The sequence below is a fragment of the Shimia aestuarii genome, from assembly GCF_900114635.1.
GTDB lineage: Bacteria > Pseudomonadota > Alphaproteobacteria > Rhodobacterales > Rhodobacteraceae > Shimia > Shimia aestuarii.
Map to the genome: position 1 here is coordinate 206,231 of NZ_FOTQ01000003.1, position 15,374 is coordinate 221,604.

Sequence of the window (15,374 nt, forward strand, 5' to 3'; positions counted from 1 at the left end):
CATCCACGGGCGCCAAAGTTATCCGATACTTTACGCAAAACGTGCCGAGACAGCCTTTGCGCCGTCCGGACGATTTCGGGTCGGATACCCAAAAGGAGTGACTCATGGACATTGATCTGATGTTGAAGGTCTATCCCTTCTTTCTGGAGGCCGCGTGGGTCACCATTCTGCTGTCTGTTCTGACAGCGATTCTGGGCTTGATCTGCGGCACGCTTGGGGCCGCTGCCCGTCTCTCGCGATTTGCGGTTCTCCGGTTCCTCGGTGCAGCTTATGTCAGCCTGTTTCGCGGCACGCCCGCGCTGATCCAACTCTTCATTCTCTACTTTGGCGGACCCCAGATTGGCATTCAGCTGGACGCGTTCGAGGCCGGCGTGATCGGCCTGGGCATAAATGCTGGCGCCTATATGACCGAGACGATCCGCGGCGCGATCATCGCCATCGACAAGGGACAACGCGAGGCTGCCCGCACGTTGGGGCTGAGCAGCTGGCAGGCCACTTACAAGGTGATCTTGCCGCAGGCCGCGCGCCTGATGGTGCGTCCGCTGGGTGTGAACCTGAATATGCTGATCAAGGCCACTGCGCTGGTGGCGGCGATTGCGGTGGTCGAGCTGACCTACACCGCGCAGCGCTATATCGGGTCGACCTACAAGCCCTTCGAAATGTTCCTGCTCGCGGGGGTTCTCTACATGATCATCATCTACGTGGTCGGCCGTGGCGTTGCCTGGCTGGATCGCAAAGTACAGATCACCTGATCGGAAAAGGACAGACAGATGGGCCTAGATTTTTCGATTATTCCCAAATACATGGACATCATCCTGCTGGGTGTTGGCTGGACCGTGGGGATTACGGTTGCAGCCGCCTTGCTGAGCTTTGTTGGCGGCATCATCTTTGCGGTGATCGCCCTTTACGCCCCCTGGCTCATTCGCCAGCCGTTCCGGTTGACCGAATGGGTGTTCATGGGCACGCCGCTGTTGTTGCAGCTGTTCCTGATCTATTTCGGGCTGGTGCAGATCGGCATTGACCTGCCCGCCTTTGTGGCCGGGATCATTGGGTTGGGGCTGCACTTTGCGGTCTACAATTCCGAGCTGATCCAGACCGCCATCCTTGCCGTGGACAAGGGCCAGATGGAAGCAGCACGCACATTGGGTCTCAGCCGCACGCAGGCGCTGCGCAAAGTGGTCATTCCTCAGGCGGTGCGCGCCGTCATCCCGCCGATCGGGAACAACATGATCGCGCTCTTGAAAGACAGCGCGCTGGTGTCAGTCATCGGCGTCAGCGAGCTTACGCTGTCCGCGCAGAGGGTGATCGGCAAGACCTATCGTCCGTTCGAGTTCTATATCCTCGCCGCCGCTTTCTATTATGTCATCAACCTTTGCATGGAATGGGTGCAGCGCAAGATCGAACGCCGCATTTCCATCTCGCGCTGATCCAAGAGGCCAATCATGAGCGAACAGACACACTTTGTCGAAATCCGTCACGCCCAGAAATCCTTTGGCTCGCTTGAGGTGCTCAAGGACATCAGCCTGAACGTCGAGCGTGGCCAGATTGTCGGGATCATCGGATCGTCAGGATCGGGCAAATCCACGCTACTGCGGGCGATCAACGATTTGGACCCGCTGACCGGTGGCGAGATCTGGCTTGACGGTGTGCAGGTGAACAAGACGCTGCCGCATCGCCAATATGAAAAGCACATCAACGAAATGCGGCAGCAGGTTGGGATGGTGTTCCAGCACTTTAACCTGTTTCCGCACATGACCGCCCGCGAAAACGTCACCATGGCGCCGAAGCTGCTGAAAGGCTTGTCGCAAGCCGATGCCGACAAGCTGGCCGAGGAGCAACTGGACAAGGTCGGGATGCTGGAGCGGATCGACTATTACCCCTCGCAGCTTTCCGGCGGTCAGAAGCAACGCGTCGCGATTGCCCGAGCCTTGGCCATGAAACCCAAGCTGATGCTGTTTGACGAGGCCACTTCCGCGCTCGACCCGGAACTGGTGGAAGAGGTCAATATGGTGATGAAAAAGCTCGCCGAAGAGCACATGACCATGATCATCGTCACCCATGAGATGGATTTCGCCGCCTCGGTTTGTGACCGCGTGCTGTTCATGGACAAGGGCGTCGTGGTTGAAGAAGGCCCGCCGAGCGTACTTTTCAAAAATCCGACACAGGACAGAACCCGCGAATTCCTGCGCAAACATATTGAGGGTGCGTCGTGAGCGAAGAATCCTACCTGTTCTACCAAAGCCGCAACCCACGCCCGTTTCTGGATCGGGGTGAAGGCATCTACTTGTTCGATGAAAGCGGCAAACGCTACATAGACGGCTCTTCGGGGGCGATGGTGTCTAATATCGGGCATTCAAACCCGCGCGTGCTGGAAAAGATCAAAGCACAGATGGACCGTGCGACTTTTGGCTATCGACTGCATTTTCGCACGCACCCATCCGAGGATCTCGCTGCGAAAACCGTCGCCATGACGCCTGACGGGCTGGACCGTGTGTTCTTTGTTTCTGGCGGTTCAGAGGCCGTGGAAAGCGCCGTGAAACTGGCGCGACAGTATGCTCTGACACAGGGACAATCCGACCGCTATAAAGTGATTTCGCGCTTTCCTTCGTATCACGGCTGTACGTTCGGGGCGCTGGATCTGACCGGGTATGACCCGCTGCGAGAGCCTTTCGCGCCGATGTTGGAGGGCATGCCCAAGATCGCCGCCCCGGCCACCTATCTGGACCGCGACAACCTGAGCGAAGAGGCGCGCGGTTTGAAATACGCTGAACTGCTTCGGGACAAGATCCTTGCCGAAGGGCCGGATAGCGTGTTGGCGTTTCTGATGGAACCCGTCGGTGGGGCGTCCACCGGCGCTCTGGTGGCCCCTGACAGCTATTATGGTCGCATTCGTGAAATCTGCGACGAGTTCGGCGTGTTGCTGATCTATGATGAGGTCATGACCGGTGCGGGTCGCACGGGTAAGTTTCTGGCGGCGGAACATTGGGGGATCACCCCGGATATCGTGGTACTCTCCAAGGGTTTTGGCGCGGGCTATGTCCCGCTGGGGGCTGTTGTTGCCGGTAAGCGTCTGGTCGAACCGATCCTGGATGCCGGCGGTTTTGCGCATGGCTTCACTTATGCGGGCAACCCCCTGGCTTGCGCTGCTGGGTTGGCGGTGCTGGAGGAGTTGGAAGACCAGAACCTGATCGCCAATGCGGCTACCATGGGCGTGGTCCTGATGGATGAGCTGCGCGCGCTGATGGATCGCTATCCCTTTATCGGCGACGTGCGCGGCAAGGGTTTGTTGACCGCGTTCGAACTCGTTTCGGACCGAGACACGATGGAGCCGCTGGAGCCGCGCCTGAACGCCTATGATCGTCTGGTCGAGCTGGCCTATGAACGGGGGCTGATCATCTATTCCCGTCGCACGCGCGGCGGCACGGCTGGGGACCATTTTCTGATCGCACCGCCGCTGATCATTACCGAAGCGCAGATCGCTGAGCTGATGTCCATTTTACGCGACTCGCTGGACGCTTTTGCTGCAGAGGTTGGCCTACCACTGGAGGTGGCCGCATGAGACTGCCGGACAAACGCTGTGACATGGCGGCAGCCGTGGCCCATATCAAAGACGGCGATACAGTCATGGTGGGCGGCTTTGGTGTGCCGGGCACGCCGATGGCGCTGATCCATGCGCTTGTGGATCATGGTGCCCGTGATCTGACGCTGATCAAAAACGACGCAAATGAGCCGGGTATGGGCATCGACCACCTGCTGCAAAGCGGTCAGGTGGCGCGCCTGATTACCACCCATCTGGGACTGAACAGCCATGCCATCGACCTAATGAACAGCGGCCGGATCAAAGTGGAGTTCAACGCCCAAGGTATCCTCGCTGAGCGCATCCGTGCAGGAGGCGCCGGGATCGGAGCTGTGCTGAGCGATATCGGGATCGGCACTGAACTGGCAGATGGAAAGCAGCTCGTCGAGGTGGACGGCAAGCCGCACCTTGTCGAAACGGCGTTACACGCTGATTTCGCACTCATCCATGCCGGTCGGGCCGATACCTTTGGCAACTTGGCCTATGTCGCGACCGCGCGGAACTTCAATCCGCTTATGGCCATGGCCGCGACCCGCGTGATTGCTGAGGCTGAAACCGTCACACCATTGGGTGCGCTGGACGCGGACGCCGTTCACACAAGCGGTGTGTTTGTTGATCACGTCACCGAATTGGGTGCGCTTTCCAAGGAATACGCCGTTGTCCAGCGCTAAAACCCGCATGATCGCTCGCGCTGCACGCGAGATTGCTCCGGGCATGGTTGTGAACCTTGGTATCGGGCTGCCAACCAAGGTGGTTGATCATCTGCCACCCGACTTTCCAGTTTGCCTGCACACCGAAAACGGGTTGACCGGAATTGGTCCGACCTTGCCTGCGGATCAGGCCAACAGAAACTTAATTGATGCAGGCGGGGCCTATGTCTCGACCGTGCCCGGCTCGGCCTTTTTTGACAGCGCGACCAGCTTTGCGATGGTGCGCTCGGGCCGTCTGGATCTGACCATGCTTGGGGCATTCGAGGTAAGCCGTCAGGGAGATCTGGCCAACTGGAAAATCCCCGGTAAATTCAGCCCCGGCGTGGGCGGCGGCATTGAGCTGGCGCAAAAGGCGCGCCGGGTTGTGATCCTGACCACCCATACGGACCGGGCGGGCAACCCGAAGCTCAAGGATGAATGTACCCTGCCACTTACGGCACGGGGTTGTGTTTCGCGAATTTTTACCGAGATGGCGGTCATTGACGTCACGCCGAAAGGCTATGCGCTTGTCGAAATTGCCGAAGGGGTCAGCCTTGCCGAGGTCCGCGAAGCGACCGGGGCACCCTTGGTCGTATCCGATACCACTCTGCCCGTTTTCTGAGGTTGTTTATGCAAACCGAACTCAATAGCCGTTTGTGCGATGCCGTGGATGCGGCGTTTGACCGGCAGGTCGCCTTTCTGTCTGACCTCACCGCGCATCCGTCGACCCGAGGGCAGGAGCAATCCGCACAGGCTTTCATGGCCAGCGCGTTGGCTGACCGGGGTTATGAACTCGATCAATGGCAGATCGACGTCTCTGAAATTCAGCACCTGCCCGGGTTCTCTCCGGTGATTGGGCCGTATGAGGATGCCGTGAATGTCGTGGGCACGCACCGTTCCAAATCCGGGACAGGCCGCTCGTTGATCCTGAACGGGCATATCGACGTCGTGCCCGCCGGACCGCTGGACATGTGGGACACCCCGCCGTTTGAACCACGAGTCGAGGACGGCTGGCTTTATGGCCGGGGTGGCGGCGACATGAAGGCCGGTCTGGCCTCGAACCTCTTCGCGCTTGATGCCCTGTCGGCCTGCGGGCTCGCGCCCGCAGCGGACGTGTTCTACCAATCGGTGGTCGAGGAAGAGTGCACTGGCAATGGCGCGCTCGCTTGCCTCGCTCGGGGCTACACCGCTGATGCCGCACTGATCCCCGAACCATTTTCGGAACATCTGGTCACGGCGCAGCTGGGTGTCCTGTGGTTCCAGGTGCATCTCAAGGGGTTGCCGACCCATGTGGCCTATGCCGGTAGCGGTGCCAATGCGATTGAAGCGGCCGTTCCTCTGATCACCGCGCTGCATGATATGGAACACCGCTGGAACGCGGCGGAAAACCGGACCAGTGACTACGCTCATATGGATCACGCGCTAAATCTGAATGTCGGCAAGATCGAAGGTGGTGACTGGACAAGCTCGGTCCCGGCCTGGTGTGTGTTTGACGTGCGCATGGGGTTGTTCCCGGGGCAATCCATCAACGCGGCAAGGGCCGAGATCGAGCAGGTCATTCTGGATGCCGCGCGGCAGAACGATTTCCTGCGCAACTCTTTGCCCGAGATCGTCTATCACGGGTTCCACGCCGAAGGGTATGCGCTGTCGCAGGACAGTTCGGTCAAAGCGACTTCGGCGATCGAAGCACTCGAGAACGCCCACCGCACCGCCACCGGACAGGGCCTCGTCCGCGAAGCGATCACCGCCACGACCGACGCGCGGTTCTTTGGCTTATATGCCGATACGCCTGCGCTGGTCTATGGCCCGCGCGCCGAGGCGATCCACGGTTTCAACGAGCGGGTTGAGCTTGAAAGCATGCGCCGCGTGACCAAGGCCACGGCCATGTTCATCGCCGACTGGTGCGGCGTTGAAAACATCTGAGGATTTGCCCATGCGACAGGCAGTTATCGTTTCATACGCCCGCACACCGATTGGCAAGGCCTATCGCGGTGCGTTCAACAACCTTGAGGCCCCGAGCCTTGCCGCCCCGGCGGTCAAGGCCGCGCTGGACCGCGCGCGCCTGAGCAGTGGGGAGGTGGAAGAGGCTGTGTTCGGATCAGCGCTCACGCAGGGTTCGTCCGGTGTCAATGTCGCGCGTCACATTGTGCAAGCCGCGGGTCTGCCCGACAGCGTCGCGGGTGCCACCGTGGATCGGCAATGCGCCTCGGGTCTGAACGCCATCGCCATCGCCTCGCATATGGTGCAGGGCGAAGGGGTAGACATCGCGCTGGCCGGTGGGCTGGAGAGCATTTCACTGGTGCAGAATGCGCATTGGAACGGGTATCGCTACAACGATCCGTCGGTGGCAGAGGCCTATTACATGCCCATGCTGGACACCGCCGAAGTGGTCGCGGACCGTTACGGCATCAGCCGTGCAGCGCAGGATGCCTATGCCCTGCAAAGCCAGACTCGTACAGCCAAAGCGCAGGCCACCGGTCTGTTTGCCGATGAGATCATTCCGGTCACGGCTACAAAGACCGTCGCGGACAAGGCCACCAAGGAAACCCACAAGGAAACCGTCACGCTGACAGCCGACGAATGCAATCGCACGGGCACGACGGCTGGCGGGCTGGCCAGTCTCGCCGCCGTGCGTGGCGAAGGCATGACTGTCACCGCGGGCAACGCCAGCCAGCTTTCGGATGGTGCGGCCGCGCTGGTCGTGATGGATGCGGCAGAGGCAAGCCACAGGGGGCTCGAACCACTCGGCGCTTTGCGCGGATTTGCCGTGGCTGGCGTCGCGCCTGACGAAATGGGCATCGGGCCTGTCGTCGCGGTGCCCCGTCTTTTGGAGCGCAACGGACTGCGCATGGAGGATATTGATCTGTGGGAGATCAACGAAGCCTTTGCCGCGCAACTGCTGTACTGCCGCGATCGTCTGGGCATTCCTGACGACCGGCTGAACGCCAACGGCGGTGCAATTTCCATCGGTCACCCCTATGGCATGTCCGGTGCGCGCATGGTGGGGCATATTCTGCTGGAAGGACGCAGGCGCGGTTCGAAATGGGGCGTGGTGTCCATGTGTGTCGGCGGCGGACAAGGCGCCGCTGGTCTGGTCGAGATTTTCTGAGGGGACAAATATGCAGGCTCTTTCATCAGAACAGTTGGATCATCTTGTGGCCCTGCGCCACGCTTTGCACCAATCGCCCGAGGTGTCCGGTGAAGAGGCGCAGACAGCAGAGCGCATCGTCGCAGAACTCACCAAACTGGGGGCAGACCGGCTTTGGCGCGGGCTGGGCGGGCATGGTGTTGCTGCCGAGTTTTCCGGGCGCGAGGAAGGCCCGACGGTTCTCTTGCGGTGTGAACTGGACGGATTGCCCATCCGCGAGATCTCGGACCTCCCCTACAAATCGACCATTCCTGGCAAGGGGCACCTGTGTGGCCATGATGGCCACATGGTGTCAATGCTGGGAGTTGCGACACGGTTGACCACGCGTCCGCAAAAGGGGCGCGTCATTCTGCTATTCCAGCCTGCCGAGGAAACCGGCGCTGGTGCTCAGGCGGTGATTGACGATCCACGCTGGCCAGAAATCCGGCCCGACTTTTCCTTTGCCTATCACAACGTGCCCGGTCGTCCGCTGGGAGAGGTTGGCCTTCGCAAAGGGCCCGGCAATTGCGCCTCACGCGGCATGCAGATCCTTCTTGAGGGCAAAAGCTCACACGCCGCTGCGCCCGAGGATGGTGTGTCTCCGGGGCCAGCCATGGCGGCTCTGATGGCCGGCCTTCCCGAACTGAGCTGCGGCACCATTGGGGATGAGGCGTTCTCGCTGGCGACCTTAACCCATGCCCATTTGGGTGAACCAACGTTTGGCATTGCCCCCGCGGATGGCGAGTTGCGCGTAACGCTGCGGTCGATGACCAATGAACGTATGGACGCGCTGATGCAAGAGGCGCTGCACAGGGTTGAAAAACACGCTCTGGGGCTTTCCGTCGATATCCTGTGGCATGATGTGTTTCGCGCCGTGGTGAATGATGTCGAGGCCACCAGCATTGCCCGCACCGCAGCCGGGGCCTTGGGGCAGCGCTGCCGCGAGATGCCGACGCCCATGCGCTGGTCCGAGGATTTCGGGCGGTTTGGCGACGATGGGGCCAAAGCTGCCTTGCTCTACCTTGGAGCTGGCGAAAATCATCCCCAACTTCACAACCCCGACTATGATTTCCCCGATGCCCTTGTCCCTGTTGCGGTGGATCTGTTCTGCCAAATTGTGCAGGACATGCTGGGATCCGAGGCGCAGTAACTATGCGCGACGTAAACCCCACATCCTGGTGCACCATTCACCGCGACCGGATTTCGCGAAACCTGGAGCTCGCGCTGGGTCTTGTCCCTGACGGCCGCAAGTTTTGTGCGGTGCTAAAGGCCGATGCCTATGGGCATGGCATTGCGCAAGTCGTGCCCCTGATCCGGGAGCAGGGGGTAGAGACAGTCGGCATCACATCTAATGCCGAAGCGCGTGCTGTTCGCGACGCAGGGTTCGACGGCACGCTGATCCGTTTGCGCGCAGCGCGACTGCAGGAAATCGAGGGCGCGCTGGATGATCGTGTCGAAGAGCAAGTCGCCTCAGTCACCACTGCGCTGCAGCTTCGCGCCCTTTTGGATGCAGGAAAACTGCGAACCGGTGCCCATCTGGCGTTGAATACAGCGGGCATGTCGCGCGACGCGCTGGAGATTTCGACGGCGGATGGGCAGAACACATGCCACGAAATCCTTGCCGCCCTTGGGGCTAACATTCATGGGATTAGTTCGCATTTTCCATCCAATGAGCCCGCACATCTCGGGCAAATCGCGGATCAGTTTCAGCAACAGGCCGCGTGGGTGTTCAAAAACAGCAATCTGAAACGCCGTGAGACGCTGGTCCATGCGGGCAGCTCACTGACGCTGATCTCGGACGTGGATGTTACAACCGACATGTATCGCTGTGGTGCGATCCTCTACGGGATCTTGCGGCCTGATCTGGGGTTTCGACCGACAATGGATCTCGAGGCCCGCGTCGTCAGCATGCAGGACTATCCGCAGGGGATGACAGTCGGCTATGACCGCGCGCAATGCCTGTACAGGGATTGCCGATTGGCCTGTATTTCGATCGGCTATGAAAACGGGTTCAGGCGCGTTGCACACGAGGGAAGTACTGTCGCGATACGGGATACACTGGCGCCGGTTTTGGGTAAGATTTCCATGAATGCGATCGTGGCGGATGTGACCGGCATCAGGGATATCGCTGTTGGCGATATCGTCAGAGTGTTCGGCGAAGGCGATGCCGCAGCCATCCTGCCCGAACGGGCGGAAACCCAATTCCGAACCATCATGGCAGACCTCTATACGGACTGGGGACAGCGCAATCACCGGGTCTATCGCTGAGACACTTTAGCGCATTGAAGCGACACCCACGGGATGCTAATGGCGACCTATCCTCGAAGCGATAGTCCAGGCCGTCGACCTCGTAGCCGAAAATCCGCGAGCGCGCGCCCAGCACGTCGCCATAACCAAGCCCGGCACCGTCAAAGGCCCAATGGTTGTCACGGTAAATCGTAAAGCCTCCCGCACCGCCGCCAACACAGTTGCCGAGACCGGCATAGATACCGCGCAGGGCGTTGACACCGTTGTCATGAAACCGTCCGAGCAGACGCCTCTGACCGCACTGGCCTTTGCCGATATCCTTGCCGATATCCTGCCCGAAGGCGTTGTGAACGTGATCGTCGGCAAGGACGGTTCGTTCGGGAGCACGCTGATCAACCATGACGGGGTCGATATGGTCTCGATCACCGGGGATGTGGCGACCGGCAAGAAAGTGCTTCAGGCCGCCTCGCGCACCGTCAAGCGCACCCATCTAGAACTGGGCGGCAAGGCGCCCGTCATCGTCCATGATGATGCCGACCTGTCGGCGGTGGTCGAGGGGCTCAAGGCCTTTGGCTATTACAATGCCGGGCAGGACTGCACCGCGGCCTGCCGGATCTATGCGGGCGCCGGGATCTATGAAAATCTTGTGGCCGAGCTGTCTGCCGCAGCGGCCAGCATCGTCTATAACAACGCCGATGACAGCCTGAACGAGATCCCGCCGCAGATCTCGCCGCGCCAACGCGATCGGGTCGCTAGCTTTGTCCAGCGCGCCGCTGACCTCTCGCATGTCGAGATCGCCACCGGAGGCGCGATGGTCGTGGTCCTGGCTTCTACTACAAGCCCACCGTCGTTGCAGGCGCCCGGCAGGAGGACGAGATCGTCCAGCGCGAAGTGTTCGGCCCCGTCGTCTCGGTTACCCGGTTCACCGAAGACGACCCGGTGGTCGATTGGGCCAATGACAGCCAATACGGTCTGGCCTCGTCGGTCTGGACCGGAAATAACGGCCGCGCGATGGATGTCGCCGTCAAGCTGCAATACGGCTGCACCTAGGTGAATACGCATTTCATGCTGACCACGGAAATGCCGCATGACGGGCCCAAGCAATCGGGCTATGGCAAGGACATGTCCATGTATGCGCTCGAGGATTACACCGCGGTCAGGCACATCATGGTGGCGCATTGATTGTGCAACTGGAGTTTTCGGTCTTGGACAACTCGGCACTTGGGACAGCGTCGCGTCACCCCTTGCAACGGGGGTGTCTGGACGTTTGGAAAGTTGGGCGCTTTGCAGGGGAAGCCGACGTTCGCAATTCTGACTACAGGGCCCGAAAAGGTCTCGCGTTGCGGGCATGGGCGCATGAGGCAACGAATGTCCGCTCGCGCTCATGAATACGACAAACTAATCAGTATTAGGCCGCCATCAAATCCTGGTCCAACTTCTCAAACATCGCGACATCTTCCTCAGCATTCTCAAACAAGTGCCCGTAAACATCCATCGTCATGTTGATCGTGGCGTGGCCAAGCAGCGTCTGGATCTTCTTCGGGTTCCAACCTTGCTCAATGAACAGTGACGCCGCAGCGTGTCGCAAAGCATGAATGCCGAACTTAGGCTCTCCGGCGGCATTGGCAATGCCTTCCCTCGCGAGCATTGGCTTGAACACACGATTATAGATGTTCGAATAGTTCTGCACTTTCCCGACCGAATTTGGAAAGACGAGACCGAGGTCGCTCTTCGGCACCTTGCCCTTCCATTCTTCCAGCGCCGAAAGGACTGTTGGCGCCATCGGGATCTCGCGTGTTCCTGCCCTACTCTTTGGAAGTCCGATTTCGCAGTATTCATCCGCACGCTGGTAGACACGGAGAACCTTGCGCTCGAAATCGACACCCTCCCATGTCAACCCGCGCAGCTCGGAAATCCGCATTCCTGTGAAGATTGCCGTTACGAACATCGCCCGATGTGAGTCCGGGGCGTTGGCGATGATTGTGCGGATTTCTTCCTTGGTCGGGATATCGATGCGCCTGCCGATCGCCCTTGAGCTGCGTTTGAGTTTCACTTCTGTTCCAACATTATGCGAGAGCCATTCGCGCTCGACGGCCTCTGTCAGAACCGCCCGCAGGCTAACCATGATCTTCTTTGTAAGGGCGCGTGACACGCCCTCATCCAGCAACTCGTCCATGAAATCCCGGACGTTGCTGCGGGAGAGCTCTCTGAGCAGAAGATCACCTATCCTCGGTTCAATATGGATGTTCACATGGCTGCGATAGGCCTTGAGCGTAGATCGCTCCAGCTCGTTGCGTTCGCAGGATTTGAGCCAGCTCTGGCAGGCATCGGACACGGTTTTCGGCTGACGGGGCATGCGTATTCCTTCGGTAGTTTCTGCATGCCCATATTATACAGCCCCGCCCAACGTCCGTCGGGCATATTCCTCCGTTCTCCTAGGATTATTTTATTGGTGTCAGTCCGTACGAAAACCAACTTGCAAGACCACTGGTGAAGCTTGAAATCAGAGCATGAGGACATAGGTGGAAATACAAGATTTACGTTTTCACAACGGAAAGAGAACGCATTGCCGATCGCCTATGTTCTCCTAACGCACGGCGCCAAGCCCAAGGGCGGCATTGCTGGTCACCCGGCTGCGAAACAGCAACTCGAGAATCTCCAATTTGCCGCGGTGAAAGCTGGAAAACCTGATGCGCTCTTTTGGCAATATGATCACTCAAGAAAGTTCCAATGCCTGAATGATCTCCCAAAACTGAAGAGATCGCTTGAAATCGCGAAAGAACATGGAAGTCATGTCCTCATCGATGATTTCCGGCGATTGGTAGCTCATTGCGAGAATAATCGGGGGCCTCACCTTTTCTTCGAATTGCGCGAGTATCAGGGCCATCTGATGGAGCTGCGAACGGGCAAAGACTGAGGTGCCCCTAGATTTGTAGACGCTTTGCTTCCAAAATTACCAAGCAAAGCGTCTACAAATCTAGGGGCACCTCAGAGCATAACAAGGGAGTTATGGGAGAAGTTTGTATTCTTGGCTAGCTTTTCTGGGATTACCTGTTTGACCAGGCAGCCAATCGGTTTCACCCAACAAGAGCAGTCCGCAAAAGAACTATTTGAACAAGCGTTGAAGGAGGCGGTCGCTGTTGCCGATGCCGAGGCTGTAAAACTAGACGACGGCTTTGTAGGAAAAACAATGGCGTTTGCCATGGGCATGGGGGCGAGCGCGCAGTCTTCAATGCTAACAGATTTGCAAAATGGAAGACCTTTGGAAAACGCTTGGCTGTCCGGGAAGATCGTCGAACTGGCGAGAAGGCACAAAATATGCACACCCGCGCACAAAGCGTTTTACGCGGCTATGAAGCCTTTCGAGACTGGCACTGATTGAACCAACGCATCTACGGAGGTAGGAGGCGACTATAATTGGGGTCCTGACCGTATCCTTTCAATTGGACGCGATGGAGGTTTGGTGTGGGGGCGCTGGCGCAGAGGTAGGCTATGAAGCGCTGGTTGGGAGCAAAGACAGGATTTTGAAGGTAGGCCCTGAGCCCGAATGAAAAAGCTCTGTTGTTGACCGTCTTCCTAAACACTGTGTTGTAGAGCCATGCCACAAACACTGTGGGCAAACAGTGTGTTACGAACACTGTGTTCAACACCGCGATTCCAAACACTGTGTTCGACACAGTCTTTCAGCGCTCAAATCCACCCAGCAACGCACGAAAAACTGTGCGATGACTGTGCAATGCAGGAAGTAGAAACTGTGCGATGCTGAAGTGCATTTTTTTATGGCTAAAGTGGTGCCCGGGGGCGGAATCGAACCACCGACACGAGGATTTTCAATCCACTGCTCTACCCCTGAGCTACCCGGGCACGGGTGAACGTCTTGCGTTCGGGTTGCGGCGTTCTATGTCAGGCTAGGAGGCGTGTCCAGAGGGATTCGACAAAAAAATCAGTGCAGATGCGGGGCGTGTTGCGATATCTCGTCGATGGCCGTTTCCGCTTCTTCGGGATCGCCTGATGGTAAGGCATAATCTCCGCTGAGCCACTTGCCGAGATCCACGTCGGCGCAGCGTTTGGAGCAGAAGGGGCGATACTTGGCGACCGTGTCTTTCTTGCAGATCGGGCAGCTCATGACAGCACCTCGGACAATGCGATGCGGGCATTCTTGCGCTGCAATTCGTAGTGCCCCAGCGGGGTCCAGCCCACCAGCGTTGTGTCGATCGTGTCCCGGCGGAAAGCAGCCCGTAGAGCGCTTTCAAAGGCGCGGCGGTCCTTCTTGGGCATTGGGGCAAGGTCAACGACGATCTGCCCGCCAAGGCCCCGTACCCGCAGTGCGCGCGGCAGCAGTTTGGCAGTGGCCATGTTCGCCTTCAGCCCGGATGCAGGTGATGTGTCGGCGCCTGTGTTCACATCCACCGCGACAAGGGCGCGGGTGGGTTCTACGAACAGGCTGGCGCCGCCACCAAGCGGAACCCTGGGGCCCTGCGCCTCTTCTAGCGCGTCAAGCACGCCGTGGGTCTCAAAGCTGCCAGCCTCGGTAACGATCTCGGCCGGATCGCTCCAGTCGCGCCAGGCCGCTACGTGCGGGCCATCGCCCTCGGCCAGCAGTTCAGCGCCGCCTTCTGTGTCTTTCAGAACCGCGCGCGCCAGATCCAGCATCGCGGCGATGTCTTCGGCGATCTCGTCCTCATCTGCGCCGTCACAGGCCGACCGCAGGATCAGACCCATGTCGGCGTCCCCGGCGACGTCATGCGCGATTTCGAGCAGGGTGTCGCGTGTATCTTCGTCGCGGATCGCGCGACTGATATTCAGGCCGGGTGCGTCAGGAGTGACGATGGCAAAGCGGCTCTTGAACAAGAGCTTTTGCGTCACTGGAATGGCTTTGCCCGGCTCGGCATAGCCTGTCACCTGAACGAGCAGAGCCTGTCCCGGCGCGAGACCCTTGACCTGGCGCAGAAAGGCCGGGCCGTCCGGCGTCTTGAGGAACATGCCGCCCTGACCCTTGACCGGTCGGTCGGCAATCGCGCGGTAAACCGTTCCGGGGCGGGGGGCATCGCCGTCGACCAGAATGTCGTCAAGCTGCCCGTCTACCATTAGCGCGGCGGCTTCGCGGCCTTCGATATGGTCGAGAATGATCTGGCGGCCTTTCATGTGCGCTCCTTGTATAACGGATAGCCTGCGGCCTGCAAAAGCGTGGCGGTTTCGGCGACGGGCAGGCCCATGATGGCGGAAAACGATCCGCTGATCCACGGGATGAACGCGCCCGCTGGGCCCTGAATGGCATAGCCGCCGGCCTTGCCCTGCCAGTCGTCGCTGACGAGATAGGCGTTCAACTCATTGTCCGAGAGGCGCTTCATCTTGACGGCGCTGACGACGTCGCGCTGCCAGATCTGGTCGCCCCGGCGGATGGCCACGGCAGTAATCACCCGGTGCCGACGCCCGGCCAGCGCCAGCAGGAACTCTGCTGCTTCGCCCGCGTCGCGCGGTTTGCCCATGATCCGGCGCCCGAGTGCGACGGTCGTGTCCGCACACAGCACGATATCGTCCGCATCCGCCTTGACCGCCATGGCCTTTTCATATGCGATGCGCTGGCAATAGGGCCGCGGGAGTTCGTTTGTCAGGGGATCTTCGTTGATGTCGGGCGGGCGGATATCATCCGCCACCACCCCGATTTGTGCCAGGAGTTCCCGGCGGCGCGGGCTTCCCGAACCCAGGATCAGTTTCATCCGAAATCCTCGAT

At 59.4% G+C, this 15,374-nt stretch carries 17 protein-coding genes and 1 tRNA gene; 13 read left to right on the top strand and 5 right to left on the bottom strand.

What is annotated here, in order from left to right:
* Positions 1-104 precede the first annotated feature (104 nt).
* From BMZ35_RS10410 to BMZ35_RS10465, 11 genes are all read left to right on the top strand, one after another.
* On the top strand, positions 105-752 hold the full coding sequence (locus tag BMZ35_RS10410) for an amino acid ABC transporter permease (RefSeq protein ID WP_093093685.1): 648 nt from the start codon (positions 105-107) through the stop codon (positions 750-752).
* Positions 753-770: 18 nt separating this feature from the next.
* Complete coding sequence (locus BMZ35_RS10415; RefSeq protein WP_093093687.1) at positions 771-1,427, top strand: amino acid ABC transporter permease; 657 nt, start codon at positions 771-773, stop codon at positions 1,425-1,427.
* Positions 1,428-1,442: 15 nt separating this feature from the next.
* Positions 1,443-2,213 (top strand): amino acid ABC transporter ATP-binding protein, encoded by a 771-nt coding sequence (locus BMZ35_RS10420; RefSeq protein ID WP_093093689.1) that lies wholly within the window; start codon positions 1,443-1,445, stop codon positions 2,211-2,213.
* Entirely contained in the window at positions 2,210-3,559 is a 1,350-nt protein-coding gene (locus tag BMZ35_RS10425) for an aminotransferase family protein (RefSeq protein ID WP_093093691.1), read from the top strand. Before BMZ35_RS10420 ends, BMZ35_RS10425 begins: the two co-directional genes overlap by 4 nt.
* The gene (locus BMZ35_RS10430; RefSeq protein ID WP_093093693.1) at positions 3,556-4,248 is read left to right on the top strand and encodes a CoA transferase subunit A; all 693 of its coding nucleotides are present in this window, start codon (positions 3,556-3,558) and stop codon (positions 4,246-4,248) included. The genes BMZ35_RS10425 and BMZ35_RS10430 overlap by 4 nt, the downstream gene beginning before the upstream one ends.
* Before the next feature lie 7 nt (positions 4,249-4,255).
* Complete coding sequence (locus BMZ35_RS10435) at positions 4,256-4,888, top strand: 3-oxoacid CoA-transferase subunit B (RefSeq protein WP_093093695.1); 633 nt, start codon at positions 4,256-4,258, stop codon at positions 4,886-4,888.
* Between the two features lie 8 nt (positions 4,889-4,896).
* Positions 4,897-6,189, top strand: coding sequence for an ArgE/DapE family deacylase (locus BMZ35_RS10440; protein ID WP_093093697.1), 1,293 nt, complete (start codon positions 4,897-4,899; stop codon positions 6,187-6,189).
* Between the two features lie 10 nt (positions 6,190-6,199).
* Complete coding sequence (locus BMZ35_RS10445; protein ID WP_093093699.1) at positions 6,200-7,375, top strand: thiolase family protein; 1,176 nt, start codon at positions 6,200-6,202, stop codon at positions 7,373-7,375.
* 10 nt (positions 7,376-7,385) lie between these two features.
* A complete protein-coding gene (locus BMZ35_RS10450; RefSeq protein WP_093093701.1) occupies positions 7,386-8,543 on the top strand; it encodes an amidohydrolase in 1,158 nt (385 codons plus the stop codon).
* Between the two features lie 2 nt (positions 8,544-8,545).
* A complete protein-coding gene (locus BMZ35_RS10455; RefSeq protein ID WP_093093703.1) occupies positions 8,546-9,661 on the top strand; it encodes an alanine racemase in 1,116 nt (371 codons plus the stop codon).
* Between the two features lie 151 nt (positions 9,662-9,812).
* Positions 9,813-10,694: an aldehyde dehydrogenase family protein gene (locus BMZ35_RS10465; RefSeq protein WP_423227755.1), complete on the top strand. Its 882-nt coding sequence runs from the start codon at positions 9,813-9,815 to the stop codon at positions 10,692-10,694.
* Positions 10,695-11,048: 354 nt separating this feature from the next.
* Here BMZ35_RS10465 and BMZ35_RS10470 read toward each other — a convergent pair whose 3' ends face one another.
* Positions 11,049-11,996 carry a tyrosine-type recombinase/integrase gene (locus tag BMZ35_RS10470; protein ID WP_093093705.1) on the bottom strand — a complete coding sequence of 316 codons (948 nt, stop codon included), beginning with the start codon at positions 11,994-11,996 and terminating at the stop codon, positions 11,049-11,051.
* Between the two features lie 141 nt (positions 11,997-12,137).
* On the opposite strand from BMZ35_RS10470, the gene BMZ35_RS20765 reads away from it, so the two are divergent.
* Positions 12,138-12,557 carry a hypothetical protein gene (locus tag BMZ35_RS20765; protein WP_165610050.1) on the top strand — a complete coding sequence of 140 codons (420 nt, stop codon included), beginning with the start codon at positions 12,138-12,140 and terminating at the stop codon, positions 12,555-12,557.
* Between the two features lie 24 nt (positions 12,558-12,581).
* On the top strand, positions 12,582-13,022 hold the full coding sequence (locus BMZ35_RS10475; RefSeq protein ID WP_093093707.1) for a ketopantoate reductase C-terminal domain-containing protein: 441 nt from the start codon (positions 12,582-12,584) through the stop codon (positions 13,020-13,022).
* A gap of 407 nt (positions 13,023-13,429) precedes the next feature.
* Here the strand turns inward: BMZ35_RS10475 and BMZ35_RS10480 are convergent.
* From BMZ35_RS10480 to BMZ35_RS10495, 4 genes are all read right to left on the bottom strand, one after another.
* Positions 13,430-13,504: transfer RNA gene (locus BMZ35_RS10480), tRNA-Phe, on the bottom strand.
* A gap of 79 nt (positions 13,505-13,583) precedes the next feature.
* Positions 13,584-13,766 carry a DNA gyrase inhibitor YacG gene (locus BMZ35_RS10485; RefSeq protein WP_093093709.1) on the bottom strand — a complete coding sequence of 61 codons (183 nt, stop codon included), beginning with the start codon at positions 13,764-13,766 and terminating at the stop codon, positions 13,584-13,586.
* Positions 13,763-14,785, bottom strand: a complete 1,023-nt coding sequence (locus BMZ35_RS10490; protein ID WP_093093711.1) for a ribonuclease E/G — start codon at positions 14,783-14,785, stop codon at positions 13,763-13,765. The genes BMZ35_RS10485 and BMZ35_RS10490 overlap by 4 nt, the downstream gene beginning before the upstream one ends.
* Positions 14,782-15,360, bottom strand: coding sequence for a Maf family protein (locus tag BMZ35_RS10495; protein ID WP_093093713.1), 579 nt, complete (start codon positions 15,358-15,360; stop codon positions 14,782-14,784). Before BMZ35_RS10495 ends, BMZ35_RS10490 begins: the two co-directional genes overlap by 4 nt.
* Positions 15,361-15,374: the final 14 nt, after the last annotated feature.

Excerpts from the sequence above, each read along its gene's own strand:
- BMZ35_RS10410 (WP_093093685.1), top strand. The coding sequence starts at position 105 with ATGGACATTGATCTGATGTTGAAGGTCTATCCCTTCTTTCTGGAGGCC.
- BMZ35_RS10415 (WP_093093687.1), top strand. The coding sequence starts at position 771 with ATGGGCCTAGATTTTTCGATTATTCCCAAATACATGGACATCATCCTG.
- BMZ35_RS10420 (WP_093093689.1), top strand. The coding sequence starts at position 1,443 with ATGAGCGAACAGACACACTTTGTCGAAATCCGTCACGCCCAGAAATCC.
- BMZ35_RS10430 (WP_093093693.1), top strand. The coding sequence starts at position 3,556 with ATGAGACTGCCGGACAAACGCTGTGACATGGCGGCAGCCGTGGCCCAT.
- BMZ35_RS10435 (WP_093093695.1), top strand. The coding sequence starts at position 4,256 with ATGATCGCTCGCGCTGCACGCGAGATTGCTCCGGGCATGGTTGTGAAC.
- BMZ35_RS10440 (WP_093093697.1), top strand. The coding sequence starts at position 4,897 with ATGCAAACCGAACTCAATAGCCGTTTGTGCGATGCCGTGGATGCGGCG.
- BMZ35_RS10445 (WP_093093699.1), top strand. The coding sequence starts at position 6,200 with ATGCGACAGGCAGTTATCGTTTCATACGCCCGCACACCGATTGGCAAG.
- BMZ35_RS10450 (WP_093093701.1), top strand. The coding sequence starts at position 7,386 with ATGCAGGCTCTTTCATCAGAACAGTTGGATCATCTTGTGGCCCTGCGC.
- BMZ35_RS10455 (WP_093093703.1), top strand. The coding sequence starts at position 8,546 with ATGCGCGACGTAAACCCCACATCCTGGTGCACCATTCACCGCGACCGG.
- BMZ35_RS10465 (WP_423227755.1), top strand. The coding sequence starts at position 9,813 with ATGGTTGTCACGGTAAATCGTAAAGCCTCCCGCACCGCCGCCAACACA.
- BMZ35_RS10470 (WP_093093705.1), bottom strand. The coding sequence starts at position 11,996 with ATGCCCCGTCAGCCGAAAACCGTGTCCGATGCCTGCCAGAGCTGGCTC.
- BMZ35_RS10485 (WP_093093709.1), bottom strand. The coding sequence starts at position 13,766 with ATGAGCTGCCCGATCTGCAAGAAAGACACGGTCGCCAAGTATCGCCCC.
- BMZ35_RS10490 (WP_093093711.1), bottom strand. The coding sequence starts at position 14,785 with ATGAAAGGCCGCCAGATCATTCTCGACCATATCGAAGGCCGCGAAGCC.
- BMZ35_RS10495 (WP_093093713.1), bottom strand. The coding sequence starts at position 15,360 with ATGAAACTGATCCTGGGTTCGGGAAGCCCGCGCCGCCGGGAACTCCTG.